This window comes from Haloprofundus sp. MHR1, assembly GCF_005155585.1.
GTDB classification, from domain to species: domain Archaea; phylum Halobacteriota; class Halobacteria; order Halobacteriales; family Haloferacaceae; genus Haloprofundus; species Haloprofundus halophilus.
Genome location: NZ_CP039833.1, coordinates 2249563 through 2274856, shown reverse-complemented (window position 1 = coordinate 2274856; position 25294 = coordinate 2249563). Strand labels below are relative to the sequence as shown.

The 25294-nt window shown below is 65.4% G+C and carries 24 protein-coding genes; 10 read left to right on the top strand and 14 right to left on the bottom strand.

The window, feature by feature from the left end:
- Positions 1–21: 21 nt before the first annotated feature.
- Together acs and FCF25_RS11475 are read right to left on the bottom strand one after the other, a co-directional pair.
- Entirely contained in the window at positions 22–2007 is a 1986-nt protein-coding gene (acs, locus tag FCF25_RS11480) for an acetate--CoA ligase (RefSeq protein WP_137048810.1), read from the bottom strand.
- A 243-nt stretch (positions 2008–2250) separates the two neighbouring features.
- Entirely contained in the window at positions 2251–3951 is a 1701-nt protein-coding gene (locus tag FCF25_RS11475) for a methylmalonyl-CoA mutase (RefSeq protein ID WP_137048809.1), read from the bottom strand.
- 96 nt (positions 3952–4047) lie between these two features.
- Between FCF25_RS11475 and FCF25_RS11470 the strand changes: the two genes are divergently transcribed.
- Positions 4048–4284: a hypothetical protein gene (locus FCF25_RS11470; protein WP_117591995.1), complete on the top strand. Its 237-nt coding sequence runs from the start codon at positions 4048–4050 to the stop codon at positions 4282–4284.
- Positions 4285–4365: 81 nt separating this feature from the next.
- On the opposite strand, the gene FCF25_RS11465 is transcribed toward FCF25_RS11470, so the two are convergent.
- From FCF25_RS11465 to FCF25_RS11450, 4 genes are all read right to left on the bottom strand, one after another.
- A complete protein-coding gene (locus FCF25_RS11465) occupies positions 4366–4716 on the bottom strand; it encodes a hypothetical protein (RefSeq protein ID WP_117591997.1) in 351 nt (116 codons plus the stop codon).
- A 47-nt stretch (positions 4717–4763) separates the two neighbouring features.
- On the bottom strand, positions 4764–6437 hold the full coding sequence (locus FCF25_RS11460) for a bacterio-opsin activator domain-containing protein (protein WP_137048808.1): 1674 nt from the start codon (positions 6435–6437) through the stop codon (positions 4764–4766).
- Between the two features lie 40 nt (positions 6438–6477).
- Positions 6478–7974, bottom strand: a complete 1497-nt coding sequence (locus tag FCF25_RS11455; protein WP_137048807.1) for an ATPase domain-containing protein — start codon at positions 7972–7974, stop codon at positions 6478–6480.
- An 87-nt stretch (positions 7975–8061) separates the two neighbouring features.
- Positions 8062–8694 carry an FAD-dependent oxidoreductase gene (locus tag FCF25_RS11450; RefSeq protein WP_137048806.1) on the bottom strand — a complete coding sequence of 211 codons (633 nt, stop codon included), beginning with the start codon at positions 8692–8694 and terminating at the stop codon, positions 8062–8064.
- 249 nt (positions 8695–8943) lie between these two features.
- Here FCF25_RS11450 and FCF25_RS11445 point away from each other — a divergent pair, with 249 nt between their 5' ends.
- Together FCF25_RS11445 and FCF25_RS11440 are read left to right on the top strand one after the other, a co-directional pair.
- Positions 8944–10701: a 2-oxoacid:acceptor oxidoreductase subunit alpha gene (locus FCF25_RS11445; RefSeq protein WP_137048805.1), complete on the top strand. Its 1758-nt coding sequence runs from the start codon at positions 8944–8946 to the stop codon at positions 10699–10701.
- Positions 10698–11564 (top strand): 2-oxoacid:ferredoxin oxidoreductase subunit beta, encoded by an 867-nt coding sequence (locus FCF25_RS11440; RefSeq protein ID WP_117592006.1) that lies wholly within the window; start codon positions 10698–10700, stop codon positions 11562–11564. Before FCF25_RS11445 ends, FCF25_RS11440 begins: the two co-directional genes overlap by 4 nt.
- Positions 11565–11912: 348 nt before the next feature.
- On the opposite strand, the gene FCF25_RS11435 is transcribed toward FCF25_RS11440, so the two are convergent.
- Together FCF25_RS11435 and FCF25_RS11430 are read right to left on the bottom strand one after the other, a co-directional pair.
- The gene (locus tag FCF25_RS11435) at positions 11913–12266 is read right to left on the bottom strand and encodes a hypothetical protein (RefSeq protein WP_137048804.1); all 354 of its coding nucleotides are present in this window, start codon (positions 12264–12266) and stop codon (positions 11913–11915) included.
- A gap of 43 nt (positions 12267–12309) precedes the next feature.
- Complete coding sequence (locus tag FCF25_RS11430) at positions 12310–12960, bottom strand: DUF6517 family protein (RefSeq protein ID WP_117592009.1); 651 nt, start codon at positions 12958–12960, stop codon at positions 12310–12312.
- 126 nt (positions 12961–13086) lie between these two features.
- Between FCF25_RS11430 and FCF25_RS11425 the strand changes: the two genes are divergently transcribed.
- Positions 13087–14457, top strand: coding sequence for a geranylgeranyl reductase family protein (locus FCF25_RS11425; protein ID WP_137048803.1), 1371 nt, complete (start codon positions 13087–13089; stop codon positions 14455–14457).
- 140 nt (positions 14458–14597) lie between these two features.
- On the opposite strand, the gene FCF25_RS11420 is transcribed toward FCF25_RS11425, so the two are convergent.
- The gene (locus FCF25_RS11420; protein WP_168191243.1) at positions 14598–15164 is read right to left on the bottom strand and encodes a YdcF family protein; all 567 of its coding nucleotides are present in this window, start codon (positions 15162–15164) and stop codon (positions 14598–14600) included.
- 250 nt (positions 15165–15414) lie between these two features.
- On the opposite strand from FCF25_RS11420, the gene FCF25_RS11415 reads away from it, so the two are divergent.
- The 3 genes from FCF25_RS11415 (at position 15415) to FCF25_RS11405 (ending at position 17382) form a co-directional block, all read left to right on the top strand.
- Positions 15415–16197 carry an aldo/keto reductase gene (locus FCF25_RS11415; RefSeq protein ID WP_137049400.1) on the top strand — a complete coding sequence of 261 codons (783 nt, stop codon included), beginning with the start codon at positions 15415–15417 and terminating at the stop codon, positions 16195–16197.
- 196 nt (positions 16198–16393) lie between these two features.
- The gene (locus tag FCF25_RS11410; protein WP_117592014.1) at positions 16394–17134 is read left to right on the top strand and encodes a hypothetical protein; all 741 of its coding nucleotides are present in this window, start codon (positions 16394–16396) and stop codon (positions 17132–17134) included.
- 62 nt (positions 17135–17196) lie between these two features.
- Positions 17197–17382 carry a hypothetical protein gene (locus tag FCF25_RS11405; RefSeq protein ID WP_117592015.1) on the top strand — a complete coding sequence of 62 codons (186 nt, stop codon included), beginning with the start codon at positions 17197–17199 and terminating at the stop codon, positions 17380–17382.
- Between the two features lie 18 nt (positions 17383–17400).
- Here FCF25_RS11405 and FCF25_RS11400 read toward each other — a convergent pair whose 3' ends face one another.
- The 3 genes from FCF25_RS11400 to FCF25_RS11390 all read right to left on the bottom strand — a co-directional run bounded on the left by FCF25_RS11400 (position 17401) and on the right by FCF25_RS11390 (position 20546).
- Positions 17401–18510: a DUF373 family protein gene (locus FCF25_RS11400; RefSeq protein ID WP_117592017.1), complete on the bottom strand. Its 1110-nt coding sequence runs from the start codon at positions 18508–18510 to the stop codon at positions 17401–17403.
- 67 nt (positions 18511–18577) lie between these two features.
- Positions 18578–19567, bottom strand: a complete 990-nt coding sequence (gene sppA / locus FCF25_RS11395; protein WP_117592019.1) for a signal peptide peptidase SppA — start codon at positions 19565–19567, stop codon at positions 18578–18580.
- A gap of 70 nt (positions 19568–19637) precedes the next feature.
- Positions 19638–20546 carry a coiled-coil protein gene (locus FCF25_RS11390; protein ID WP_117592021.1) on the bottom strand — a complete coding sequence of 303 codons (909 nt, stop codon included), beginning with the start codon at positions 20544–20546 and terminating at the stop codon, positions 19638–19640.
- 504 nt (positions 20547–21050) lie between these two features.
- On the opposite strand from FCF25_RS11390, the gene FCF25_RS11385 reads away from it, so the two are divergent.
- Both FCF25_RS11385 and nth read left to right on the top strand, forming a co-directional pair.
- Entirely contained in the window at positions 21051–21473 is a 423-nt protein-coding gene (locus FCF25_RS11385; protein WP_137049399.1) for a DUF371 domain-containing protein, read from the top strand.
- Positions 21474–21539: 66 nt separating this feature from the next.
- On the top strand, positions 21540–22361 hold the full coding sequence (nth, locus tag FCF25_RS11380) for an endonuclease III (protein ID WP_137048801.1): 822 nt from the start codon (positions 21540–21542) through the stop codon (positions 22359–22361).
- A gap of 32 nt (positions 22362–22393) precedes the next feature.
- Here the strand turns inward: nth and FCF25_RS11375 are convergent, their stop codons facing one another.
- Positions 22394–22792 (bottom strand): methylglyoxal synthase, encoded by a 399-nt coding sequence (locus tag FCF25_RS11375; protein WP_117592024.1) that lies wholly within the window; start codon positions 22790–22792, stop codon positions 22394–22396.
- A 115-nt stretch (positions 22793–22907) separates the two neighbouring features.
- Between FCF25_RS11375 and FCF25_RS11370 the strand changes: the two genes are divergently transcribed.
- Positions 22908–23222, top strand: a complete 315-nt coding sequence (locus FCF25_RS11370) for a hypothetical protein (RefSeq protein ID WP_117594102.1) — start codon at positions 22908–22910, stop codon at positions 23220–23222.
- 78 nt (positions 23223–23300) lie between these two features.
- Here FCF25_RS11370 and FCF25_RS11365 read toward each other — a convergent pair whose 3' ends face one another.
- Positions 23301–25232: a beta-CASP ribonuclease aCPSF1 gene (locus FCF25_RS11365; RefSeq protein ID WP_117592026.1), complete on the bottom strand. Its 1932-nt coding sequence runs from the start codon at positions 25230–25232 to the stop codon at positions 23301–23303.
- Between the last annotated feature and the right edge of the window lie 62 nt (positions 25233–25294).

The following is a 25294-nucleotide window of genomic DNA, read 5'->3' as shown; positions in this document are numbered from 1 at the left end:
TCGGATCGCCGACCGGTCCGCTCAGTCGTCGCTGACCTTGGCCTCGATGTCGCCGACGATTTCGGGGTTACGCAGCGTCGACGTGTCCCCGAGTTCGTCTCCGTTGGCGATGTTCTCCAGCAGGCGGCGCATTATCTTGCCCGAACGCGTCTTCGGCAGCTCCGGCGTGAAGACGACCTGCTCGGGTCGCGCGATGGGGCCGATGGCGTCCTCGACGCCCTCGATGATTCGGCTTCGGAGCTCGTCGTTCTCCTCGTAGCCGTCCTCGGTGATGACGTAGGCGTAGACGGCCTCGCCCTTCACGTCGTGGCTCCCGCCGACGACGGCGGACTCTGCGACGCCCTCGACGCCGACGATGGCCGACTCGATCTCCATCGTCCCGAGCCGGTGCCCCGAGACGTTGATGACGTCGTCGACGCGGCCGAGCACGGTGATGTAATCGTCCTCGTCTATCTTCGCGCCGTCTTCGGGGAAGTACACCCAGTGGTCCTCGTCGGGGTCGGAGTACGCCTCCCAGTACTCGCTGACGAACCGGTCGTCGTTGTTGTACAGCGTCCGGAGCATCCCCGGCCACGGCTTCTGGACCGTGAGGTAACCCGCGTTCCCGGCGTCGACTTGGTCGCCCTCGGCGTCGACGATGCGCACGTCGACGCCCGGCAGCGCCGGTCCCGCGGAACCGGGTTTCATCTTCTTGACGCCGGGCAGCGTCGTCACCATCATCCCGCCGGTCTCGGTCTGCCACCACGTGTCGACGACGGGGCACTCCTCGCCGCCGATGTGTTTGTAGTACCACTTCCACGCGCGCGGGTTGATGGGTTCGCCCACCGTCCCGAGGAGTCGCAGCGAGGAGAGGTCGTGCTCCTCGGGGTACTGGCTACCCCACTTCATGAACGCGCGAATCGCCGTCGGCGCGGTGTACAGTTGGTCGCACTCGTACTCCTCGATTATCTCCCAGAGGCGGTCGCGGTCGGGGTAGTCGGGCGTCCCCTCGTACATCACGGAGGTGGTCCCGAGCGTGAGCGGCCCGTAGACGATGTAGGAGTGGCCGGTAATCCAGCCGATGTCCGCAGAGCAGAAGTAGGTGTCCTCGGGCTTGATGTCGAGCACCGCCTGCGAGGTCCACGCCGACCACGCGAGGTAGCCGCCCGTGGTGTGTTTGACGCCCTTCGGCTGTCCCGTCGTGCCGGAGGTGTACATCAGGAACAGCATGTCCTCGGCGTCGCGCCGGACGGGGTCGACCTCTGCGCCCTCTTGCTCGCTCACGAGGTCGGCGTAGGCGTGCTGGTCCTCGTCGAGGTCGTGGCCGAAGCCGTCGCCGTCGCGGAGGCGTTCGACGACGACGGTCGTGGTGTCGTGGTCGACGCCCGAGAGACCCTCGTTGGCCTTGTCGAGGTGGTCGAGGGGGTCGCCGCGGCGGTAGTAGCCGTCGCAGGTGACGAGATACTCGGATTCGGCGGCGTTCATCCGCGTCGCCAGCGCGTCCGCGGAGAAGCCGGCGAAGACGACCGAGTGCGGCGCGCCGATGCGGGCACACGCCAGCATGGCGATGGGTGCCTCCGGAATCATCGGCATGTAGATAGTGACGACGTCGTCCTCACCGACGCCCTCCTCGCGCAGCGCCGCGGCGAACTCGTTAACCTCTTTCTGGAGTTCCGCGTAGGTGTAGGTCCGGTTCTCCTCGTCGGTGGGTTCGCCGATCCATTCGAGGGCGGCCTCGTCGCCGCGGCCGTCCTCGACGTGGCGGTCCACGCAGTTGTAGGAGGCGTTCAGTTTCCCGTCGGTGAACCACTTGTAGAACGGTTCGTTCGAGTCGTCGAGCACCTGGTCGTACTGTTCGTACCACTCGACGAGGTCGGCGGCGCCCTCCCAGCACTCCGGCCAGTTCTCCTCGAACTCCTCGTAGATTCCCGGGTCGGAGACGTTCGCCTGCTCGACGAACGACTCCGGCGGCTCGAACTCCTCCTGCTCGGCGAGACGCGCTTCGAGTTCTACATTGTCTTCTGTCATAGTCCACTGTCACCATCCCACAGCATCGGCATAAGAGTTACCACCGAACGCAGTCTGTGAGGTCACCGACTGCTGTCGGTTTCGCTCGTTTCGAGCGGGACGTGACAACGTAAAAAGAATCCGCGACGGCGCGAAGACGAGCGCGTTCGACCATCCCTCGGGAACCGGTTCCGCCGTCGGTTCGTAGTCGGGCGTCACGCCGTCGGTTCGTGGTCGAACGTCACGTCGTCTCCTGTCGGCTCGTCACGCCAGTCCGATTTTCTCCTGATAGCTGCCGTACTTCGACTCGAACAGCTGCATGATCTCGCCCATCGTCGCGTACGCCTTCACGGCGTCGACGAGGACGGGCATGACGTTCTCGCCGTCGTCGACGGCGCGTTCGAGTTCCGCCAGCGCCGCTTCGACGGCGTCGTCGTCGCGTTCGGCTTTCACTTCTTCGAGTCGACTGAGCTGTCGCTCCTGCACCTCGTCGGAGACGTGCAGCAGTTCGAGCGTCGTGTCCTCGTCCATCTCGTACTTGTTGACGCCGACGACGACCTCCTCCTCCTCCTCGACGCGCGACTGGTACTCGTAGGAGGCGTCCTGAATCTCGCGGTGGAAGTAGCCCTCGTCGATGCCGCGGAGCACGCCGTCGCGGACGGAGCCGTCGCCCATCTCGCGAATCTCCTCGATGTACGCCATCGCCTTCTCCTCGACTTCGTCGGTGAGCGACTCGACCATGAAACTCCCCGCGAGCGGGTCGATGCTGTCGGCCGCGCCCGACTCCTCGGCGATTATCTGCTGGGTGCGCAGCGCGACCCTGACCGCCTCCTCGGAAGGCAGCGCCAGCGCCTCGTCGAAGCTGTTGGTGTGGAGGCTCTGCGTCCCGCCCATCACGCCCGCGAGCGCCTGAATCGTCACGCGGACGATGTTGTTCAGCGGCTGTTGGGCGGTCAGCGACTGCCCGGCCGTCTGCGTGTGGAACTTCAGCTGTTTGGATTTCTCGTCTTCGGCGTCGTACCACTCCTCCATCACGCGGGCGTAGATGCGGCGCGCGGCGCGGAACTTCGCGACTTCCTCGAAGATGGAGTTGTGCGAGTTGAAGAAGAACGACAGTTGGGGGGCGAACTCGTCGACGTCGAGGCCGCGCTCGACCGCCGCTTCGACGTAGGCGAAGCCGTCGGCGAGCGTGAACGCGAGTTCCTGCACGGCTGTCGACCCGGCCTCACGGATGTGGTAGCCCGAGATGGAGATGGGTCGGATGCGGGGCGTCTCCTCGGCGGCGAACTCGACGGTGTCGGTGACGAGGTCCAGGGAGGGCTCCGGGGGGATGACCCACTCCTTCTGCGCGATGAACTCCTTGAGCATATCGTTCTGGAACGTCCCCCCGATCTGGTCGCGGGGGACGCCGCGTTCGTCCGCGAGCGCGACGTACATCGCGTAGACGACGGGCGCGGAGGGGTTGATGGTGAACGACGTGGTGACCTCGCCGATGTCGATACCGTCGAACAGCACCTCCATGTCGCGCAGCGTGTCGACGGCGACGCCCTCCTTTCCGACCTCGCCGTCCGACAGCGGGTCGTCGGAGTCCTTGCCCATCAACGAGGGCATGTCGAACGCCGTCGACAGGCCGGTCTGACCGTTCTCGATGAGGTAGTGGAAGCGCTCGTTCGTCTCCTCGGCGGTGCCGAAACCGGCGAACTGCCGCATCGTCCACGTCCGACCGCGGTACATCGTCGGGTAGACGCCGCGGGTGTAGGGCTTCTCGCCCGGGAACCCGAGGTCCTCGGTGTAGTCGAGGTCCGCGACGTCCTCGGGCGTGTAGATGTCGTCGATTTCGAGGTTCGAGACGGTCGCGAACCGGTCTTTGCGCTCGCCGAAGCGGTCGACCACGGGGTCGCGGGTCTCTTCGGCCCACTCCTCGTGCGCCTCCCGTATCTCGGCGAGGTCGTCGTCGTCGTACATGGCGTAAAATTTGCCGGACTGTTCATTAAGGATTCGGGTCTCGGAGGACCGAATCGAGAAGACCTATAACGGACAGCGGCCCCTCGCCGGACGACGATGCAACTCGCCACGTTGGACGTCTCACTCGGCCTCACGCTCCTCTGTCTGGGAGCGGTCGCCACCGTCGCACCGACTCGTATCGCCTCGCTCCGCGCGCTCCTGTTTCCCGCCCGGCACCGAAATCCCGACTCCCCGCCGCTCTCGTCGGACGCGGCGCTCGTGAAAGCGCTCGGCGTCACCGTTGCCAGCGTCGGCGGCGCGTTCGCGCTGCTGGCGCTCACCGTCGGACAGTAGTTTTCGGCCGCCTCCTCGTCACCGCAGACGGCTCTCACGGTTCGGGCGGTTCTCAGAATCGGCAGTCGTACGGCTTCGATTTTACTCGGCGAATCCGGCGGATACGAGCGCGTAGCTCGCCTCGTCCGTCCCGTAAGTCGGCGTGACCTCCTTGCGCGAGGGGTTGTACTCGAGGAACTCTCGGGCTGCGAGCTTCGGGAGGTGGAGGTGGTGCAGCGAGATGGCGATCTGGTCGGGGTGCGTCGTCTCTCCCGCCTCGGCTTCGCGTCGGTGAATCTCCTCGGCCAGTTCCCCGACCGCGACCGGACCCGGTTGCGCCGAGAGCGCGTGAATCAGGTGCCGGCGACGAGGACTCGTCAGCGCGTCGAGCAACGCTCCGGTCTCTTCGGTTTCGGGCGTTGCGGCGTCTGCTACGACGTCTTGTGAGCTCATGGCCTATACCGACGAGAGGGATATATAAAGTACGACTACCCAAATAATCAGGTAGTACTGCCAACCGTAATTTTGTCGAACAGTTTGGAGACGAGTTTCATCTCTCCCGCGCGGATGTGTTGGTGAAACGTCGCCGACGAGATTCCGAGCGAGGTCGCCACGTCCTTGCCCGAACTCTCCCGCGGTTGGTCGAAGTAGCCGGCGAGGTACGCCGCCTTCAGGACGTTGCGCTGTCGGTCCGTCAGATCCGATTCGACGGCGGTGACGAAGTCCTCGTCGGTCAGCGGTCGGCGCTCGACCTGCCGCCGCGAGCGGAGCTGCACGTCGTCGTAGCGTTCGCGGAGCCCGCGCATGCACGACCCCACGTCGCCGTCCCGCGGTAGCAGTGCGACGGCGGTCGCGCCGCGTTCGTCGACGACGAGCGTGTCGACGGTCGTCCCGAGGTCCGTCAGCGCCTCGGCGACGGACTCCGTCTCGAACGCCAACTGAACCAGCGTTCCGTCGTCGCCCTCTCGGACGATCCGCTGTCGGACGACCGCCGACGAGTCGGCCGCGCGTTCGACGACGTCGTCCCCGTCGCCGTCGAGGACCGTGAAGTACTCGACGGACGGGTCGCTCCCGGTGACCCCCTCCAGTCGCAGTTCGGCGTCGGCTGCCGCGGCCAGTCCGAGCAGTGCATCGTCGGCGTCGGCGATTCGGAGTTCGATCTCCGTCGCTCCGTTCGTCAGCAGTAGGCGTTTGCTCTCGACGGCGTTGATGGTGTGACCGATCGTCTGTCCGAGTTCGTCGAGCACCGACTGTTCTTCCTCGTCGAAGGCGTCGGTCTCGCGGGTGTACACCTCCAACACGCCGTACACCGTGTCGCGATACCTGATCGGCACGCAAGCGAAACCGCGGACGCTGCCGCTGTCGGCCCACTCTCGCCACGCCGCGGCGGTCTCGTCGTCGAACTCCGTGCCGTCTCCGGGATTCAGTCCGGTCGAGAGCGTCTTCCGGTCGGTGAACGAGCGCCACGCGGCGGTCGCCTGCGACCGGTCGCCGTTCGTCGTCGGCTGCGGGTCCGGCGGGTCGACGAGGTTGCCGACTTTCGTGCTGACGGTGAGCGCGTCGCGCGTCGCACGCGGCTCACAGATGCGGACGTAACAGTACGGCCCGGCGTTCGAGAGCCGCGTGCAGACGCGCTCTTCGACCTCGTCGCGACTCTTCGCGCCGACCAGCGCGGCGTTGGCCTCCCGGATGACGGAGTTGACGTGGTTGAGCCGGTCGAGACGCTCTCGCTGTTCCCCCAGCGAGGCGGACTGCCGTCGCACGCGTAGCAGCGACTGCAAGCGGCCGCGCAGTTCCGCTTTCGACACCGGCGTCCGAATCAGGTCGTCGACGCCGGGCGGAAACTGTGCGGTGATCTGTCGCCACACGTCGCCGCCGTTCAGATTCCGCTCGGGGACGACGAGCAGAAACGGCAGGTGCAGCGGTCCGGCCCGGTCTTTCAACGCGCCGAGCGCCTCGCCGTCTCTCGCCAGCGCCTGCGGGTCGAGGATACAGAGGTCGACCTCCTCGGGCGACACGTCCTCGGGCCGAGCGTCGACGATTTCGTGGTCCGAGTCGAGCGTCTTGGCGAGCAGTGACCGGTTCTCGTCGCGACTGACCGCGAGCAGAATCCGCGCCCCCTGCTGTCGGGTCGCACCGCTCGCGGACCGTCCGACGAGAAGTCGGTCGGTCATGACCTACTCCGCCCCGCGCGTCTCCGGTTTCGTTTCCGTCTCATGGTTCGGGACCGTCGTTCGGCGTCTCCGGACGGCCGCTGAGGATGCCGCTGAGGCCGGTCAGCGGTTCGCCGATTTTCACGCCGTACTCGGTGATGCGGAACTCCCGAAGCTGGCGTTCGAAGTCGCTCGTCCGCTTCTTCAGCACACCGACCGCCTTCCGCATCTCTCCGTTCAGTTCGAGATGCTGGAGGAACAAAATATTATCCGCCAGATAGCTTAAGCCACCCTCGTCGGTCACCTGGAAGTCGCCGGTGATATCCTGCACCTCGTTGATGAGGATGACCGAGATACCGCGGTTCTGGAGGTACTTACAGAGCGTGTGGAGGTTGTGCGTGAGCTCGTCGTTCTCCCCGAGGAGCGCGAACTTGTAGCCGACGATGCCGTCTATCATCACGATCTCCGCGCCCTTCTCTTCGACCTCCTCGCGCACTCGCTGGTTGAACTCGTCGACGCTCAGCGACAGCGACTCCGTCTCGTTTATCGAGAGCACGTCCCGGTCGAGCATCTGCTCGATGGGAATGTTGACCGCGTTGCTGCGCTCTCTGAGCGTCCGTTCGTTCTCCTCGAACAGGTAGACGACGGACCGCTCGCCGCGTCCGGCGGCCTCTTTCATGAACTGGATGCCCGTCGTCGTCTTCCCGACGCCGGTCGGCCCGGTGATTATCGTCACCGTCCCCCGCTCGATGCCGCCGTTGAGCAACTGGTCGAGTTCGGGCACGCCCGACGAGATGGTCTCGGACTCGAACTCGCACTCCGACGCCTGCGGGAGTCGGTTGGAGAACACCTCGATGCCGCCCCGGTCGATGGTGAGCGTGTGCGGACCGCTCTGGAAGTCCGACCCGCGGAACTTCGTCACCGTCACCGCGCGCCGTTCGTCGGTCCGTTCGAGGTTGAGCGTCCCGTCGCAGATGAACTGCAGGTCGTCGTCCGGGCGGGACTCGGTCGCCTGCGCGGTGAACAACACGGTCGACCCCTGAACGTTGAAAAACCGCATCAGCGAGAGGATCTGCTTGCGGAACTGGTAGTCGTCGGGCGCGAGATACCGGAGTTGCGTCAGCGGGTCGATGAACAGACGGTCGGGGTTCAGTTCTTCGACGCGCGAGGTTATCTCCTCTGTCACCGACCCGCCCTCGACTTCGTCGGGGCTGAAGATGTCGTAGGAGAGGTTCTGCGCGAAGTACTCCGAGTCGGGACTCAGGTCGAGGAAGTCGACACCGTCCAACTCCACTCCGAGCGACGCCGCGTTCTGCTTGACGTTCTTGGTCGATTCCTCGAGATTGATGTACAGGACGGACTCGCCCGCGTCGAGCCCCGCACGCAGAAAGTGCATACCGAGAATACTCTTGCCGGCGCCGGGTTCGCCCCGAACCATGTAGGTTCGGTTCGGAACGAAGCCGCCGCCCAGTACCTTGTCGAGCCCGTCGACGCCCGTCGAGACGCGACCTTCCGCGGACGCGTCCCGCGCGGCGGACTCGTGATTGGCCTCTTCCATCGTCCGCAATAGTACGCTGTGGTATTTTTTCGTTGCGGGACGTCGAACTGTCGTCGAATCTGTCCCGACAGTCGCGACGAAATCCGGCTATCCGAAGTTCTCGACCTTCGCGTCCGCGGGGTCGCCGCCGGCAGCCTCGACGGCGTCGCTGGCCTCCTGGACGAAGTCGGCGAAGCCGTAGACGAACACCTGCGCATCGCCGTCGTGGACGTCTGCGACGTGGTCGCCGAGCTCGCCGTCGGTGACGACGACCGTCGCGCCGCGCTCGCGGAGGTCCGCGAGTCGTTCCTCGTGCGCGGGCGCATCGTCCTTGTAGACGAGTGCGACCGACCCGCCGTCGCGGAGTGCGCGCTCGCCGAGGCCGACGGCCGCGCCGACGCCCGGTCCGCCGGCGAGGACGACGACGGCCGACTCGTCCTCGTAGTACTCGTTCCCGAACGGTCCGGAGATGTCGAGTTCGTCGCCCGACTCCAACTCCAGGAGGTGGCGGCTGAACGGTCCGGCCTCCTCGGGGTCGACGCCGACGGTTATCTCGAACGTGTCGTGGGCGTCGGGCGACGAGAGCGTGTAGAAGCGCGCGTACTCCTCGCCGTCGACGGTGGCCGAGAGTTTGACGAACTGCCCCGGGCGTGCGTCGAACCCGTCTGGCGATTCGAGAACGATAGCGACCGTGTTTGGGCCGACCGAGCTGACGTCGGTGACGGCGACGGTTGCGTCCATGTGCGGCCGTTTCGGAGGCCATCGCAAAGTCGCTTCCCACTCCCGTCAGCGCGTGCGAGGCCGAGGTGAGGCCGAGTGAGATAAGACGGTTTACAGTTCGAGCGGGGTCGATTGCAAACCCGTCACAGAGTCACATCGAAAGTAGGGCTTTTGGAGGGCTCAGGAGCGAAAAAACGCCCGAATGCGAGAGGGAGACACCCCGCTCCTTTCAGAAGGCTTTTGATTCGTCCGAGGGAACCACCGGTTAGCATGCCTGCGGACTTCAACTGGGCCATCGGCGGAGAGGCTGGCGATGGCATCGACTCCACGGGGAAGATTTTCGCCCAGGCGCTCTCACGGGCTGGCCGGCACGTGTTCACCTCGAAGGACTTCGCTTCGCGTATCCGCGGCGGATACACGGCGTACAAGGTCCGGACTTCGGTCGACCAAGTGCAGAGTGTCGTGGACCGACTCGACGTACTCATCGCGCTCACACCGCGAACCATCGAAGAGAACCTCGACGAACTGCACGAGGGGAGCGTCATCGTCTACGACGGCGAGCGCACCACGATGCAGGGCGTCGAGATTCCGGAGGGAATGGTCGGGCTGGACGTTCCCCTCCAGAGCATCGCCGAGGAGAAAGGTGGCGCTATCATGCGCAACGTCGTCGCGCTCGGCGCGGCGTGCGCCGTCGCCGACTTCCCCATCGAACACCTCGACAGTTCGCTGGAGAAGCGCTTCGGCGGCAAGGGACAGGCCATCGTCGACAACAACCGCGAGGCCGCCCGCGCCGGACGCGACTACGTCCACGAGAACTTCGACCACGAGTTCGACTACGACCTCGAGACCACCGACAACGACTACGTTCTCCTCAACGGCGACGAGGCCATCGGTATGGGTGCCATCGCCGCCGGTTGCCGCTTCTACGCCGGCTACCCCATCACGCCCGCGACCGACGTGATGGAGTATCTGACGGGTCGCATCGAGCAGTACGGCGGTCACGTCGTCCAAGCGGAGGACGAACTCGCCGCTATCAACCTCGCGCTCGGCGGCGCACGCGCCGGCGCCCGCGCGATGACCGCGACGTCCGGTCCGGGTATCGACCTGATGACCGAGACGTTCGGCCTCATCGCGACGAGCGAGACGCCGCTGGTCATCGTCGACGTGATGCGCTCGGGTCCCTCGACGGGGATGCCGACCAAACAGGAGCAGGGCGACCTGAACCAGATGGTGTACGGCGGTCACGGCGAGATTCCGCGCTTCACGCTCGCGCCGACCACCGTCGCCGAGTGTTTCCACAAGACCGTCGAGGCGTTCAACCTCGCCGAGAAGTACCAAACTCCGGTGTACCTCGCCGCCGACCTCGCGATGGCGGTCACCGAGCAGACGTTCGCGCCCGAGGAGTTCGACATGGACGCCGTCGAGATCGACCGCGGCAAGGTCGTCGACGACGACACCATCGGCGAGTGGCAGAACGAGAAGGGGCAGTTCAGACCCCACGCGCTCACCGAGGACGGCGTCAGTCCGCGCTCGTTCCCCGGGACGACCGGCGGCGCGCACATGTCGACGGGCCTCGAACACGACGAACTCGGTCGCCGGACCGAGGACACCGACATGCGCGTCGAGCAGGTCGACAAGCGCAACCGGAAGGTCGAGACGGCACAGGAACGCGAACCGTGGGAGTACCGCGAGTTCGGCGACGCCGATTCTGGAAACCTCGTCATCTCGTGGGGTTCCAACGAGGGCGCGATGGTCGAAGCCATCGAGTTCCTCGAAGAGGACGGCGTCGACGTCCACTTCATCTCGGTGCCGTACATCTTCCCGCGTCCGGACCTCTCGGAGGTCATAGCGGACGCCGACGACGTCATCGTCGTCGAGTGTAACAACACCGGGCAGTTCGCGGACATCCTCGAACACGACGCGCTTACCCGCGTCAAGCGCGTGAACAAGTACAACGGCGTCCGCTTCAAAGCCGACGAACTGGCCGAAGACATCAAAGAGACGCTCTCACAGGAGATTACCGCATGAGCTCAGACGTTCGATTCACCGACTTCAAGTCCGACAAACAGCCGACGTGGTGCCCCGGGTGCGGCGACTTCGGCACGATGAACGGCATGATGAAGGCGCTGGCGAACACGGGTAACGACCCCGACAACACGTTCGTCGTCGCCGGCATCGGCTGTTCCGGTAAGATAGGCACCTACATGCACAGCTACGCGATGCACGGCGTCCACGGCCGCGCGCTCCCGGTCGGCGCGGGCGTGAAGATGGCCAACCCCGACCTCGAAGTGATGGTCGCGGGCGGCGACGGCGACGGCTACTCCATCGGCGCGGGCCACTTCGTCCACGCCGTCCGCCGCAACGTCGACATGACGTACGTCGTCATGGACAACCGCATCTACGGCCTCACCAAAGGGCAGGCCTCGCCGACCTCGCGCGAGGACTTCGAGACGTCCACGACGCCGGAAGGCCCGAAACAGCCGCCGGTCAACCCGATGGCGCTGGCGCTGGCGGCGGGCGCGACGTTCATCGCGCAGTCCTTCTCCTCGGACGCGATGCGACACGCCGAAATCGTCCAGGAGGCCATCGAGCACGACGGCTTCGGCTTCGTCAACGTGTTCAGCCCGTGCGTGACGTTCAACGACGTCGACACGTACGACTACTTCCGCGACAACCTCGTGGACCTCGGCGACGAGGACGACCACGACCGCCACGACTACGACGCGGCCAAGGACAGGATTCTCGACGCCTCCAAGGAGTACCAGGGCGTCATCTACCAGAACGAGAACTCGGTGCCGTACGAGGAGCAGCACGGCCTCACCGAGAACATGGCCGACATCCCGGACGGCGCGCCCGACGACGCGATGGACCTGGTGCGAGAGTTCTACTAACCCACCTTTTTCCGCCTCGGGGTCGCGCTTTGCGCGACCACTTGGCGCAAAAATCTGTACCAAAAAGGCCGCGAGCGAGGCGGGTGCCTCGCTCGCGGTGCAACTGCTTGTCCGTCAACCGCACCGCGCAGCGACCGTTACTGCTTCAGTAGCCGCTACTACTTCAGCGACCGCGCCGCGACGAGGGTTTATCAGCGAAGGCGGGACCAGACCACCCGTGTATTGACGAGTCGTCGCGGGGTCGGTCGAGGCGGGTGTACGGCGCGCCGCTCCGCGAGTGAGAGAATCGCTGTGCCGTCTGTTCGCTACAAATCTTCGACACAGCCGTGCGTCCACGCGTCGAAGTCGCTACTTCGTTCGCCAAATCCGTCGTCCCGTCCGGAACAGCAGCAGAGCACCAGCTAACGACATGGCGGCCGCAGGGAGGTACACCCACTGAACACCACAGCCGAACCCACCGTAACCGAGCGGGTCGTCGAAGGCCCCTGTCAGAAGTAGCCCGAAGAGGAACGCTGCGAGCCCCAGTAGCGACGTGACAGCGGACAGTACGAGCGAAAGAGACGGTTGCCCAAGCCACGGACCGCCTCGGTTTGCGAGTCCCCAGACGAGAGCGAAACCGAGCAAGAGAACGCCGAACAGCGTCTGCGGGATGCCGCTGCCCGGCGTACAGAGTACAGTCTCGGAGATGAAAACGGAGACCATGAGTCCCGCACACTGCGGGAACGTGTAGTCCTTCCGTCGTGTCTTAGCCTTCGTGTTCGATGCGCTCGAACAGCGACAGCACCGTCTCCCGTTCGTCGAGGTCGGCGGGGTGCATCGCCAGCGCGACTACGACGTCGTCGCCGTGGCTGACGGTTGCGACGTGGAACCGAATCGACACCGACTCGTTTACCTGCGCAGTCGACTCCTCGACCGAAACGTTCTCGGCACTCACGTTACCCTCGTAGGTGACGACGGTCGCCCGTTCGCCGAGAACCGTTCGTTCGGTCTCGCCGACGCGGCGGAGGTCACCGACCGAGTCGCCGGTGACTTCGTTCGAGAGGCCGAGCAGTCGTTCGACGAGTTCGTCGTTCGGCTCTCCGGCGAGCGGGTTGACGGAGACGCCCGCGACGTCGGGGTTCGGCGTCGAGAGCAAGACGACGGATGCGCCACCGTCGGAGCGTGCGTACGACGAGAGCCAGCCGACGAGCGTGACGTTCGTTCCGCCCCCGGCGACGTCGACTCGGCGGTCGACGACGACAGACCGACTCTCGCCGGGTTCGTAACTCGCGTCCGCCAGCGTCGAGTTCGGTATCGACGCCGGGTTCGACTCCAGCGTCAGCGCGCTCCCGCCGACGCAACCCGAGAGCGCCACGAGGAGCGCGACCGCCGGCACGAGAAACGATGCGCGTTTCATACTCCCCGGAGAGCGTGTGCGACCAAATCTCTTACCCCGCTCGAACACCCTCGGTCGTCCCAGACCCGTTACCGTGCGTGAACGGATGCACGCGTTTTTTATGAACTGGCAGGGAACTACCTACTTATGCCAGCGGATACGTACGACATCGTCGTAGTGGGGGGAGGCACCGCCGGAGCCTTCGCCGCCGCGACGACGGCCTCTGCGGGACTCGACACAGTCATCATCGAGCGGAAATCACCGGAGGAGGCGGGTCACATCGCCTGCGGCGACGCCATCAAAGGGAAGAGCTCGTTTCCCGACGTCATCGACCTCGACTACCTGAAAGAGGAGTCGTTCACCAACCGGAACATCCGGCGCGCGGTGTTCGAGAGTCCGGCGGGCGAGACGCTCGATATCCCGCTATCGGAACCGGGCGCGGTGCTCGACCGCAAACGCTACGGCGAGATAATCCTCGAAGAGGCCGAGCGAACCGGCGCAGAGATCCATTACGACACGGTCGTCCAGGACGTGACGCAGGCCGACGACGGGACCGTCACCGGTGTTCGCGCCAAGCGAAGAGGCGAGGCTATCGACTACGAAGCCGAGGTGACCATCGACGCGGCGGGGGCGCTCTCGCTGCTGCAGGACAAAACCGACTTCTCGGGAACGACGTTCGACACGAACGTCAACTACTCGCAGTTCTGCTCGGCGTACCGCGAGGTCGTCGACGTGAGAGAGCCCGTCGAGTGGGACGACGCCATCGTCTTCAAACCGACCGAGGAACTGGGATATCTCTGGTACTTCCCGCGCACGTCGACCGAGATCAACGTCGGGCTCGGGTTCCAGATGAACAAAGAACCGATGAAACTCGTCGAGGCGCTCAAGGAGGACCTCCGCGGCCGCGCCGAGTTCGCGGGCGCGACGGTCAAAGACAAACTCGGCGCGGCGCTGCCGACCCGCCGACCGTACGATTCGGCGGTCGCCGACGGCTTCGTCGCCGTCGGCGACGCCGCGGGTCACGTCAACCCGACCACCGGCGGCGGTATCCCCGGCGCGGCAAAGTCCGCCCATCGCGCGGCCAACCGCGCCATCGCAGCTATCGGCGACGGCGACGTGAGCGAGGAGGCGCTGTGGATGTACAACCACGACGTGATGACCGATTTCGGCAAGCGCTTCGCGGCTATCGACCTCTACAACATCTGGGGCAGCGTCCACGACGTGGACGAACTCGTCGGCATCGTCACCTCCGTCCCCGGTCAGCAACTGGCCGACGCCGTCGGCCGCGGGGGCACCGACTCGATGCATCTCGGCCTGAAACTGAAGACGCTCGTGCGGACGTTCGGCCACTGGGACACGCTGTTCGAGTTGGCTCGCGTCCGTAGCAAAGCGAACGAGTTGAAGGCGCACTACGACCGGTATCCGGCGCGTCCCGGCGGTTTCGAGACCTGGCGCGAGGTGCGCGACGACATCATGGACGACGTGTACGCTATCACCGGCGCGGACCCGAAGTACTGAAACCGACCTTTTTACTGCGGGGAGTGCGCTTCGCGCACCCCACTTGCAAAAACGTCGATGGAAAAGAGCCGCTCGCTCGGCCTCTCGGCCTCGCTCGCGGTACGAGAACTCGATTCTCCGCACCGCACAGTATTCACTGCTCACTCTTTGTTCTCGGCCAGCCACCTGTACGCCGGGTCGTCCGCAGCGAGTCGCCGCCGAATCGCGTCCGTGTCGCCCGGTGTGATACCGTCGAAGAACTCGCGGTCCTCCTCGTGGAGGCGGCGAATCTCCGACTCGGTGAAATCGTCGTACTCCGGTTCGGGGTCGACGGCCCGACTGGTCTCTATCTCGTAGGCGTCGCCGAAACACCGCTCGAAGATGTACCTCGCTCGCCGGAGGTGCATCCGCGAACTGACGACGGACACCGTCTCCGTATCGGGCGCGTGCTCGTCGACCAACAGTCGAGCGAAGTAGCCGTTCCCGCGGGTGTCGTAAGCGTGGTCTTCGAGTAGAACGCGCTCGGGGGCGACCCCTCGAGAGACGGCGTAGTCGGCCATGACCTCACACTCCGCGCGCGGCACATCCGGGTTCGTCGCCGCGCCGGTGACGAGCAGATACCGCCCGCCGGTCGCTTCCAATGCGTCGATGCCCGCGTCGACCCGTTTCCGGAGGTGTGGATGAATAGCGTTCGATCGAAGCCGGTCGCCGAGGACGACGATGACCATGACACCCGTTTCTGCGCAGAAGACAAATACAACTGTGTCGGCTCCGTCGCCCGGCCCCGCTCCCCGGCCGGAAAGGGACCGCTCTCCAGCCGGAAAGGGACCGCTCTCTGACCGGTGACCCTGAACGCACCGCGAAACAGTCGGCAGCATGTACGACGGCCGCAACCGCTTTTGGCTTCTGGACCTTTCGTTTCGATACATGTCTAACGGACAGGAACTCACGAGCGAGGACGTGCCACTCGCGAACGGAATGCCGATGCTCGGTCTCGGCACCTGGGAGAACACAGACCCCGACGACTGTCGAAACGCCGTCCAGACGGCGCTGGAGATGGGCTATCGCCACATCGACACCGCTCAGGCGTACGGCAACGAGTCCGAGGTCGGCGACGGAATCGCCGCCGCCGACGTTCCGCGAGAGGATATCTTCCTCGCGACGAAGGTGTGGATAGACAACCTCGCCTACGACGACGTCGTCGAGACGACGAAACAGAGCCTCGACGACCTCGGCGTCGACTACGTCGACCTGCTGTACATCCACTGGCCCGCCCGCGAGTACGACCCCGAGGAGACGTTCGAGGCGTTCAACGAACTGTACGACGAAGGCCTCGTAAAGCGTATCGGCGTGAGCAACTTCGAACCGGAGCACGTCGACGAGGCCATCGAGCACTCCGACGCGCCCATCTTCGCCAACCAGGTCGAACTCCACCCGCTGCTCCCGCAGGAGGAGCTCCGCGAGCACTGCGCCGAACGCGATATCGAACTCGTCGCGTACTCGCCGCTGGCGCGCGGGGCGATCGCCGACGACGAAACTATCTCCGCCATCGCCGACAAACACGACGCGAGTCCGTTCCAGGTGAGCCTCGCCTGGATTCGAGAGAAGGGCGTCACCGCCATCCCGAAGGCGACGAGCGAGGAACACATCCGCGACAACTGGGAGTCGTTGGCGGTCGACCTCGACGACGAGGATATCGACGATATCGACGCCATCGACCGCACCGACCGGCGCGTCGACCCGAGCTTCGCCCCCTGGTAGCGAGCCGAAATCGGTATCCGACGGCGAGGCGTTCTTTTTCGACGACCGTGCTCCGCGAGCGACGTCACCGGCGGGGCGTCGTCGGCGCGATGTCACCGGCGGGTCGTCGTCGGCGCGACGTCACCGGCGGGGCGGTCGTTTCACCGCGAGTGTCGACCCACAAAATTCACATCACCCGGTACGACACTCTCTTGCGATGAAGGCAACCTCGCAACCGGGATTGGTCGGCGCGATACGCATCGACCTCGCCCGGTTACACGAGACGTGGATGGAGCTCGTCTTTCCGCGGCAGTTGAACGTCGGCAACTCGGTCATCGGCAAGTGGAAACCGCAGACCGGCCCCCAACGTGCGACGTACTCGGCGTGGGGTGCCCTCGGCGTCCCCCTCGTGGCACTGACGTATCCGTTGCTGTTGCTCGGCTTCGCGACGCGCTTCTACGCGAAGCGACTCGACAGCGCGGGAACGCGACTCGGTCTCGTCGGCGTCGTGCTTCTCTCGGTGGTCGGCTGGGGTGCGCTGTCGGCGTTCGCTCGCTATCAGTTCTCGGCGGACGGTTTCTTCGCCGTCGTCGCCGCGAGTCTCGTCGCGACGGTTTCGGCGGCCCTGGCCGTCGTCTTCTCGCGCGTCGGCGGGCGCGGAACGAGCGTTCTCCTCGCGTACCCCGCCGGGATGACGGCGTTGTTTCTGCCGCCGGTCGTCGCCGCCCTGTACTCGCCGACGCTCTCGGCGGTCGTCTTCCCGAACAGCCAGTCGGTCGCCGTCTGGCTTCTGGACAACGTGCTCGCGGTCGGCGGTCTCGACGAGTTCCTCCGCGAGCAGTTCACGCTCGAAGGGTTCGCGTACGTGCTGATGTGGTTCGGCGTCGCGGTGCCGCTCGGGTGGTTGCTCGGCATCGTCGTCGTCCTCGCGGATATCGTTCGACCCCGCCGACGCTGACCGCTCGGCGTCGGACGCTCTCCCGGAGAAACCCTTAATCGCGCCCCGTCCAACGTTCTCCCATGCAGTTCGACCTCACAACGACAGTCGCGTTGTTCGTCGTCCCGCTGCTCGTGATTATCGGCGGAACCGTGACGAGCCCGATGCCGGCGACCATCAGCGTCGGCGTCAGCGTCGGAATCGCACTGTTCGGCGTGCTGGCGCTCGTCGTCGGCATCAAGCACGGCGAGTACCGCTCGACGCGTTGAGCCCGTTTTCTCTCCGCGCTACCGCACGTCGAGCGTCTCGTCGGTCACGTTCGAGGCGACGGCGACCCCGACGATGCTGACGACCAGTCCCGCGACGATGAACGCCGCGAGCCGGTACGTCGCCGGCAGTTCACCGGTCAGTCCCGGAACGGAGGCGTGCGGAAGGATCCCCTCGCGTTCGAGATACCACCCGGTGAACCCTCGAACGACGAGACCGAGCGCGACGACCCCGAACGGGAGGTTCCAGTACGGCGAGTGCACATCGTCGGTCCGGATGAGTTCGTCGACGAGTCGGCCGGTGCTCGCGGTCAGCGCCGCCAACGCCAGCCACGGGACGCTGCTGTAGATGAACTGAATCGCCGGCACGACGACGGCGTCGCCCGTCGAGAGCGCCGAGGCCTCTAACCCGCCGAGGAAGACGCCGACGAGCGTCAGACCCGCGGCGACGACGTAGGTGACGACCGACACCTGCCCCGAGTAGAACGTGTCGCGCACTCGCTCGGGGACGTTAGCGAGGCGCTCGTCGATAGCCAGCCCCTTGTACAGAAGCACCGCGCCGAGAAGCGACGCGATGAACGCCCCCGCGAGCGCCGGGGAGCCGAACCGCAGCAACAGAAGCGGCAGGAGGAGCAGTCCGATACCCATCGGGACGAGCACGGTCTGTCTGAGTTCCTCGTCGGCGAGAAACTGCTTGAGGAGGTAGTAGGTCGACTCGATGTCGCGGGCCTGCCGGACGACGATTCGGTCGACGGCGTCGACGCGGAGGCGACTCTCGACGACGGGGACCAGACGTTCGTCCTCGGCGCTGTCGACGACGACGACGACGCTCTCGGGGTCGTACCGTTCGACGAGTTCGTCGAGCTGCGCGGCCACCGACCGGTCGGCTCCGACGAGCGAGTCGCTCGCCCCGGAGACGACGGCGACGACGGCCTCCTCGCGCTCGTCGCGGAGGTCGCGGGCGACGCGGAGCGCTTCGAGCAGACAGTTGACACTCGTGTCCTCGGGGTCGGCGAGTCCGACGTCGACGACGAGCGACTGCACCGCCTCCCACCCGGAGACGGGCGTCCGCAAGCCGGTCTTGCGTCCGATGTCGTTCGTCCGGTCGACACAGAGGACCAGCGTAGTCACACGTCAGCGAAATACCCGATAGGGTAAAAACCCTCCCGGTCGCCGGGACGCTGTCGTCCGCGTCGGCTCAGAACTTGAACTCGACGCCTTCACCGTCGAAGTGACGCGACAGTCCCGCTCCGAGGGCGTAGGCGACACTCTCGGCCCCTCGACGGAGCCGGACGGCGAGTCCCTGCTGTGGTTCGAACTCCCGGATCACTGCGTCCGTATCGAGCAGTTCCGAGAGCCTGTCCTCCACGTCGTCGCGGGTGCCGAGTTCGTCGACGAGTCCCAGTTCGTGGGCGTCGGTGCCGATGTAGACGCGGGCCTCCGTCTCTCGAATCGTCTCGGGGTCCATCTCCCGCCCTTCGGCGACGCGCTCGACGAAGTGGTCGTAGAGTCTGTCGACGATGCCCTGGAGGTAGGCTCGCTCGTCGTCCGAGAGCTCCTTCAGCGCTACGCCCGCGTCCTTGTACTTCCCGGCGGCGAAGCGCTCGTAGGAGACGCCCAACTGCTCGGCGAGTTCGTGGACGTTCACCGACGAGCCGATGACGCCGATGCTGCCGACGATGCTCGCCTCGCGCGCCCAGAGTTCGTCGCAGCCGCTGGCGATCCAGTAACCGCCGCTGGCGCAGGTGTCGGTGGCGTAGGCGACGGTGGGGCCGTCGAAGTCGACGGCGGCGTTTCGGATGTCGTCGCTCGGAACGACTTCGCCGCCCGGCGTGTTCAGCCGCAAGAGAAGCGCGTCGGCGTCTCCCTCGCCGGCGCGTTCTATCTGGTCGACGACGTCGTCGGCGGGAGTCCCGGCGTTCCCGGTCGGGAGCGGACCGCGGCCGCCCCGCGAGATGGGCCCTTCGACGGCGACTTCGGCGACGTTGTACGCCGAGACGCGCGAGGCGGCGATTCGGGCGGCGAACCGCGCGCCGACGGCGGCGGTCGCGAGCACGAGAACGACGCCGAGGAGGTCTTCGAGCGAGTCGGGAACGTCGTAGAACAGCCACCAACCGACGAGCGCGGCGGCGATCGCACCGACGGCGACGACGAGGAGGCGTTCGACGGTCGCTATCCGTGTGTTCACGGCTGGACACCTGTCATAGCCGTAGCTGTGGGCGCTATCGGCTTAAAACTGCGAAGAGAAAGTGACGCGCTTAGAGAAGACCGGCGCGCTGCAGTTTCATCAGGTCCTCGGTATCGAGGGTCTCGCCGTCCTGGAACGCCTGGTAGATTTCCTCGGCTTCCTGTTTGGCAGCCTCGCGTTCCTCGGCACGGGAGTCCTTGCGCTGACGCTCCTCCTTCTTGTCGAGTTCGCGCAGGCGCTTCTGGACGCGGACGAAGTCCTCGTGGTGGCGGTCAGCCGCTTCCTGGGCCTCGACGAACAGCTCGTGCATCTCGTCTGCACGGTCGCGGATGTCGTCGGCCTCGCGGTAGGCCTCGATCATCTGGTTGTGGTGTTCCTGGGCCTCGTCGGCGAGCTCGGTCACCTTCTGGTGGTGCTTCGACGCCTCGGAGCGAACCTCCTCGGCCTCCTCGATGAGCTCTTCGAGTTCGCCGCTGTCCTCGACCTTCTCCTTGCGGTTCTGGTACTCCTCGCGCTTCTTCTCGATCTTCTCGATGAGTTCGCGCTCGTCCTCGGTGGAGAGTACCTCGGTCTGCTGACGGAACTCGAGCTGTTTGATCTCCTCTTCGAGCTCCTCGAGGTCCTTGCCGTCGTCGAGTTCGAGGTCGCTCTTCATCTCCTCGACTTTGTCGAAGAGCTCGTTCGCCTCGGCGTTCAGCTCGTTGCGCGACTTCTTGTGCTCCTGAACCTGCTCGTTGAGCGAGTCGCGCTGCTCGCGGTGTTCCTGGGCCTCGTCGACCTTCTCACGCGTCTTCGCGTTGAGGTCGTCGCGCTTGGAAGCGCGCTCGGAGGCCATCTGGTTGAGGTCGTTTCGTCGGTCGCGGAGCTGGCCGGCGAGTTTGATGAGTTGGCCTTTCGAGCCACTCTCCAGTTTCTCGTCGGTCAGTTCTACGTTGTTCGATTCGTCCAATGCTTTGATTCCGTATTGTTCCGCTGCCATACTTGATCAATCCTCGATACCATCACCGCTCCGGACGGATGGCGGTCGCTCTAACGATGTGCGTCTGACCGTGGATAAGAGATTCCTGATCATTCCCCGTGCGATTCCGCCAGATGCCGGAGGCGTTCTGGTACCATCAAGTACTGGCGTCGGGCATATAAACACTTCGGTGAATTCGTGAGTGAAAACGGCTACCATACGTGGTACTGTGCCACGATTCGACCCCGAACGTACCAAGCGTCGTCATCGGTCGTCGTACTTAAACGACCGACACGTCGTTCGACGCGGACGGTTCACGGACCGAGTGACTCTCCGCGCGGTTCCGTTCGGCGAGTCGGTGCAGGGTGATTCCGTTCGGCGAGTCGGTGCAGGGTGATTCCGTTCGGCGAGTCGGTGCGGGGTGGTTCCGTGCTTCGTCCGAAGACGGTGCCTTCCGTGCTTCGTCCTCGCTTCGCTCGGACGAAACACCACAGATTTCTGTCCGCCGCCCCGCTCTCCGATATGATTGAAGAAGTCGTTCGCGCACGCGGGCACGAGAACGTCTCCGCGCGCCACGCGAGCACGTTCGAGGTGACGACCGACGACTGGCTCACTCCGGCGGGTGACTGTATCCTCGCCGTCGAAGCCGACCGGACGCCCGCCGATTTCGACCCGGCGTTCGTCGACGCCTGTCGAAACGAGGACGCACGCATCGTCGCCACGTTCGAGGCCGACGGTCACACCGAACGCGTCGAGGGTCACGGCCACCCCGACCTGACGTTCGAGGGCGACCGGAGCGTGGTCGGCCGGACGAGCGAGCACACCGACGACCGGACCGTCATGCTCGGTGCCGAGTTCGCCGCCGAGGGGTTCGACCGCGAGTTTGTCGACGCCCTCGCCGACGGCGCGGAACTGACGCTCACGCTCGGTGTCGACGCGGGCGACTGACCGCGGGTCGGCGAAGGGACACGCCTCGGTCCCATCGCTTTTGTCGAATCGTGCCCTCCTTCCGGTATGGCAGAGGAACCGACGGAGAACATCAGCGGCGGCGTCGCCGGCGGTGGCGTCGAGGCGACGTTCGACCCCAGCGAGGCGGAGACCCGCGCCGAAGCCGTCGTCGACGAGCTCGGCGAACTGTACTGGCGGAAAGCCTACGGCGGCCAGGACGCCTTCGAGTGTCTCGTCCGCACAGTTCTGAGCCAGAACACCAGCGACGTGGCGAGTCAACCGGCGCACGACAGCCTGATGGCCCGCTACGGGTCGGCGGACGACGACGGAGGAGACCTCGCCCGGAGGCTCGCCGACGCCGAGCAGTCGGAACTCGCCGAGACCATCCAGTCGGCGGGGTTGTACAACCAGAAGTCGGAGGTGATGATAGAGGCCGCCGCCGAGATCGTCGACGAGTTCGGAAGCGAGAACGCCTTCGACGAGTACGTCCGCGAGGCGGACCCCGAGACGGTCAGAGGTCGGCTCATGGAGATTCGCGGCGTCGGTCCGAAAACCGCCGACTGCGTCCTCCTCTTCTCGGGCGGCCGCGGCGGCGTCTTCCCCGTCGACACCCACGTCCACCGAATCAGCCGCCGGATGGGACTCGCACCGCCGGACGCCGACCACGAGAAAGTCCGCGAACACCTCGAACGCGACGTCCCCGCCGAGAAATGTGGGTTCGGACACACGGCGATGCTGCAGTTCGGCCGCGAGTACTGCAAAGCGCGGAAACCGGCGTGTCTGGACGGCCCCGAGGCGTGTCCGCTGTACGACTACTGCGACAGAGTCGGCGTCGACGAGGTCGAGGAGTCCGTCGTCGACCCCGCGGAGGTCGTGGCCGACGACTAGTGTACGGAGAGTACTCCGCGCGGGTGTCGGAGCTACTCGTAGTCCTCGAATCCGTCGCCCTCCCGCTCCCGAACGAGTTCGTCCAACACGGCGTCGGCGCTGGCGAGGTTCGTCGCCAGCGGGATGTCGTGGACGTCGCAGATGCGCAGCAGCGCCGTGATATCGGGTTCGTGCGGCTGTGCGGTCAGCGGGTCGCGCAGGAAGATGACGCCGTCGCAGGTTTCGTCGGCGATTTCGGCGCCGATCTGCATGTCGCCGCCGAGCGGTCCAGACTGCTTTCGTTCGACGTCGAGGCCCGTCTCCTCGATGAGTCGCTGCCCCGTGGTCCCCGTGGCCATCAGTTCCATCCCCTCTAAGTCGTCGCTTCGACCGGTCGCGAACTCGATGAGGTCGGGTTTCTTCTCGTCGTGGGCGATGAGCGCGAGGCGCATACCTCAACTCGCGGCGTCGGCCTATTGAATCCTCCTGCGAACGCGCTCTCCCGATACGTCGTCTCGCTGACAGCGACCCCGAGACTCAATACCGTCGATGTGGCACGTCCCGTGTATGTCGATGGAGACCTACACGCTGCGAGTCGAAGAGACCGAGACGCGCGACGGCATCTCCGCCGACGTGTACGACGAGGACGACGTCATCGCGGCGTCGACGCGCGTCGCTTACGACGACTACGGCCTCGCGGCGACCGGGGACGACAGAAGTCCGGAGGCGGCGACCGAGACGGTCACCGCCGACACGCTCTCGCTCGACGTGCAGGTCGAACGAATCGACGGCCGGTTCGAGTTCCGCCTGCTCGGCGACGGCGAGGAACTGGCTCGCGAGTCGGTGACCGACGACGAGTGGGAGCTCGAAGCCGCGGAGTAGAGCGACGAGAGGACGAGACGACGGGGGAGCGAGAGGACGCGAGAATCCGAGAACGACCCGACGCCGTCGCTCGGTTCGCTACTTGAACCGGAACGTTTCGAGATTCTTCGGGGCGAACGTCCGCATGTTGAACTCGTGGTACAGCGCCGACGAGAGGTCCTGCACGGAGCGCTCGTCGCCGTGGACGCAGAGCACCTTCTCGGGGCGGGGGTTCATCGTGCGGACGAAGTTCATCAGACCGTTGCGGTCGGCGTGGCCGGAGAAGCCGTCGACCGTCTCGACGCCCATCTTCAGCGTGAGCGTGCTCGACCGCCCGGAGTTTCGGCTGTCGCGGTCGTTGACGGGTATCTCGTCCCAGCCGTTCTGGATGCGGCGACCCAGCGTTCCCTGCGCCTGGTAGCCGACGAAGACGAGGTTCGAGTCCGGGTCGGGGCCGAGGTGGCGGAGCCACGACATGATGGGACCGCCGGTGACCATCCCGGAGGTCGAGAGGATGATGCAGGGGCCGTCGTCGGCGACCTCCTGGCGCTCTTCCTCGCCGCCGTCGATGTGGTTGAACTGCGGCGAGAGGAACGGGTTCTCGTCCTCGTGGAAGATGCGGTCGCGGAGTTCGTCGCGGAGATACTCGGGGTAGGTGGTGTGGATGGCCGTCGCCTCCCAGATCATCCCGTCGAGGTGGACGGGCATCTCCGGAATCTTGCCCGAGCGCATCGCCTGTTCGAGGACGAGCATGATCTCCTGTGACCGACCGACGGCGAAGGCGGGGATGAGGACTTTACCGCCCTGGTCGGCCGTCTCGTTGATGACCTCGACGAGTTTCTCCTCCGAATCTTCCTGGTCGGTCTGGTAGTCGTTGCGCCCGCCGTAGGTCGACTCCAACACGAGCGTCTCCACGCGCGGGAAGTCGTTGACCGCGCCGTTGAACAGGCGGGTGTCCTTGTAGTGGATGTCGCCGGAGAACGCGACGTTGTAGAGGCCGTCGCCGATGTGGAAGTGCGTCACCGCCGACCCGAGGATGTGACCCGCGTTGTGGAACGTGAGTTTCACGTCGGGGGCGATATCGGTTACGTCGCCGTACTCGAGCGGGATGCAGTGTTTGATGGCTTCACGGACCATCTCGGACTCGTACGGCGGCGTCCGTCCCTCCTTGACCGCCACGTCGAGGTAGTCGAGCGTGAGCAGCCCCATCAGGTCGCGCGTCGGTTCGGTACAGTAAATCGGGCCGTCGTAGCCGTATTTGAACAGGAGGGGGAGCAACGCCGAGTGGTCGAGGTGGGCGTGCGTGAGCACGACGGCGTCGATGGAGTTCGCGCCCGAGCCGAGCGCCTCGGGCACCTGGAGGTACGGCACTTCGCCCTCCGCACCGGGTTTGTCGCCGCAGTCGATGAGAATTCGGGTGTCGGCCGTCGAGAGGATGAACGACGCGCGACCGACCTCGCGGCAGCAGCCGAGCGTCGAGATGCGAACCCACTGTTCGCGGCTGAGCTGCTCGCGGTGGATCTGGCGGCCGACCTTCTCCAAGATGTCGCGGCGCTCCTCGCGCTCCTGTTTCAGGAAGTTGCGAACGTTGGAGACGGTAGAGGATTCGATAGGCGGCGTGCGGACGACTTCGGGCGTCCACCCGACCTGTTGGGTTATCTCGCGCAGCGTCGAGCCGTGGCGGCCGATGACCATGCCGGGTTTGGCCGCCTCGATGACGACTTCGCCGGTGTCGGCGTGGAAGTCGAGGTCGGTGACGTCCGCCTCCTCCGGAATCACGTCGAGGACCTGCTCGCGCGCTTTCTCCGGGTCGGTGAGCACGTCGGGGTCCGGTCGAACGGTGATTCGCTTTCGGAGTTTGCTGGCGAGTTTGCGGATGAGGTCGCCGTTCTGCGCGAACTCCTTGGGGTTGCGCGTGTAGACGACGAGTTCCGGTCCCTCGTACTTCACGTCCGAGACCACGATGTCGCTCGGAAGTTCGCTGTCGATCTCTGCTTTCAGTTCCTCAAGTTGCTTGTCTACTGAACTCATATGTATGCTGCCCGTCGGTCCACTCCGGTCGGGCCTCGTACTGCCGTCTCGGGTCCCGTCGG

Excerpts from the sequence above, each read along its gene's own strand:
- acs (WP_137048810.1), bottom strand. The coding sequence starts at position 2,007 with ATGACAGAAGACAATGTAGAACTCGAAGCGCGTCTCGCCGAGCAGGAG.
- FCF25_RS11475 (WP_137048809.1), bottom strand. The coding sequence starts at position 3,951 with ATGTACGACGACGACGACCTCGCCGAGATACGGGAGGCGCACGAGGAG.
- FCF25_RS11470 (WP_117591995.1), top strand. The coding sequence starts at position 4,048 with ATGCAACTCGCCACGTTGGACGTCTCACTCGGCCTCACGCTCCTCTGT.
- FCF25_RS11465 (WP_117591997.1), bottom strand. The coding sequence starts at position 4,716 with ATGAGCTCACAAGACGTCGTAGCAGACGCCGCAACGCCCGAAACCGAA.
- FCF25_RS11460 (WP_137048808.1), bottom strand. The coding sequence starts at position 6,437 with ATGACCGACCGACTTCTCGTCGGACGGTCCGCGAGCGGTGCGACCCGA.
- FCF25_RS11455 (WP_137048807.1), bottom strand. The coding sequence starts at position 7,974 with ATGGAAGAGGCCAATCACGAGTCCGCCGCGCGGGACGCGTCCGCGGAA.
- FCF25_RS11450 (WP_137048806.1), bottom strand. The coding sequence starts at position 8,694 with ATGGACGCAACCGTCGCCGTCACCGACGTCAGCTCGGTCGGCCCAAAC.
- FCF25_RS11445 (WP_137048805.1), top strand. The coding sequence starts at position 8,944 with ATGCCTGCGGACTTCAACTGGGCCATCGGCGGAGAGGCTGGCGATGGC.
- FCF25_RS11440 (WP_117592006.1), top strand. The coding sequence starts at position 10,698 with ATGAGCTCAGACGTTCGATTCACCGACTTCAAGTCCGACAAACAGCCG.
- FCF25_RS11435 (WP_137048804.1), bottom strand. The coding sequence starts at position 12,266 with ATGGTCTCCGTTTTCATCTCCGAGACTGTACTCTGTACGCCGGGCAGC.
- FCF25_RS11430 (WP_117592009.1), bottom strand. The coding sequence starts at position 12,960 with ATGAAACGCGCATCGTTTCTCGTGCCGGCGGTCGCGCTCCTCGTGGCG.
- FCF25_RS11425 (WP_137048803.1), top strand. The coding sequence starts at position 13,087 with ATGCCAGCGGATACGTACGACATCGTCGTAGTGGGGGGAGGCACCGCC.
- FCF25_RS11420 (WP_168191243.1), bottom strand. The coding sequence starts at position 15,164 with ATGGTCATCGTCGTCCTCGGCGACCGGCTTCGATCGAACGCTATTCAT.
- FCF25_RS11415 (WP_137049400.1), top strand. The coding sequence starts at position 15,415 with ATGCCGATGCTCGGTCTCGGCACCTGGGAGAACACAGACCCCGACGAC.
- FCF25_RS11410 (WP_117592014.1), top strand. The coding sequence starts at position 16,394 with ATGAAGGCAACCTCGCAACCGGGATTGGTCGGCGCGATACGCATCGAC.
- FCF25_RS11405 (WP_117592015.1), top strand. The coding sequence starts at position 17,197 with ATGCAGTTCGACCTCACAACGACAGTCGCGTTGTTCGTCGTCCCGCTG.
- FCF25_RS11390 (WP_117592021.1), bottom strand. The coding sequence starts at position 20,546 with ATGGCAGCGGAACAATACGGAATCAAAGCATTGGACGAATCGAACAAC.
- nth (WP_137048801.1), top strand. The coding sequence starts at position 21,540 with ATGGCAGAGGAACCGACGGAGAACATCAGCGGCGGCGTCGCCGGCGGT.
- FCF25_RS11375 (WP_117592024.1), bottom strand. The coding sequence starts at position 22,792 with ATGCGCCTCGCGCTCATCGCCCACGACGAGAAGAAACCCGACCTCATC.
- FCF25_RS11370 (WP_117594102.1), top strand. The coding sequence starts at position 22,908 with ATGTCGATGGAGACCTACACGCTGCGAGTCGAAGAGACCGAGACGCGC.
- FCF25_RS11365 (WP_117592026.1), bottom strand. The coding sequence starts at position 25,232 with ATGAGTTCAGTAGACAAGCAACTTGAGGAACTGAAAGCAGAGATCGAC.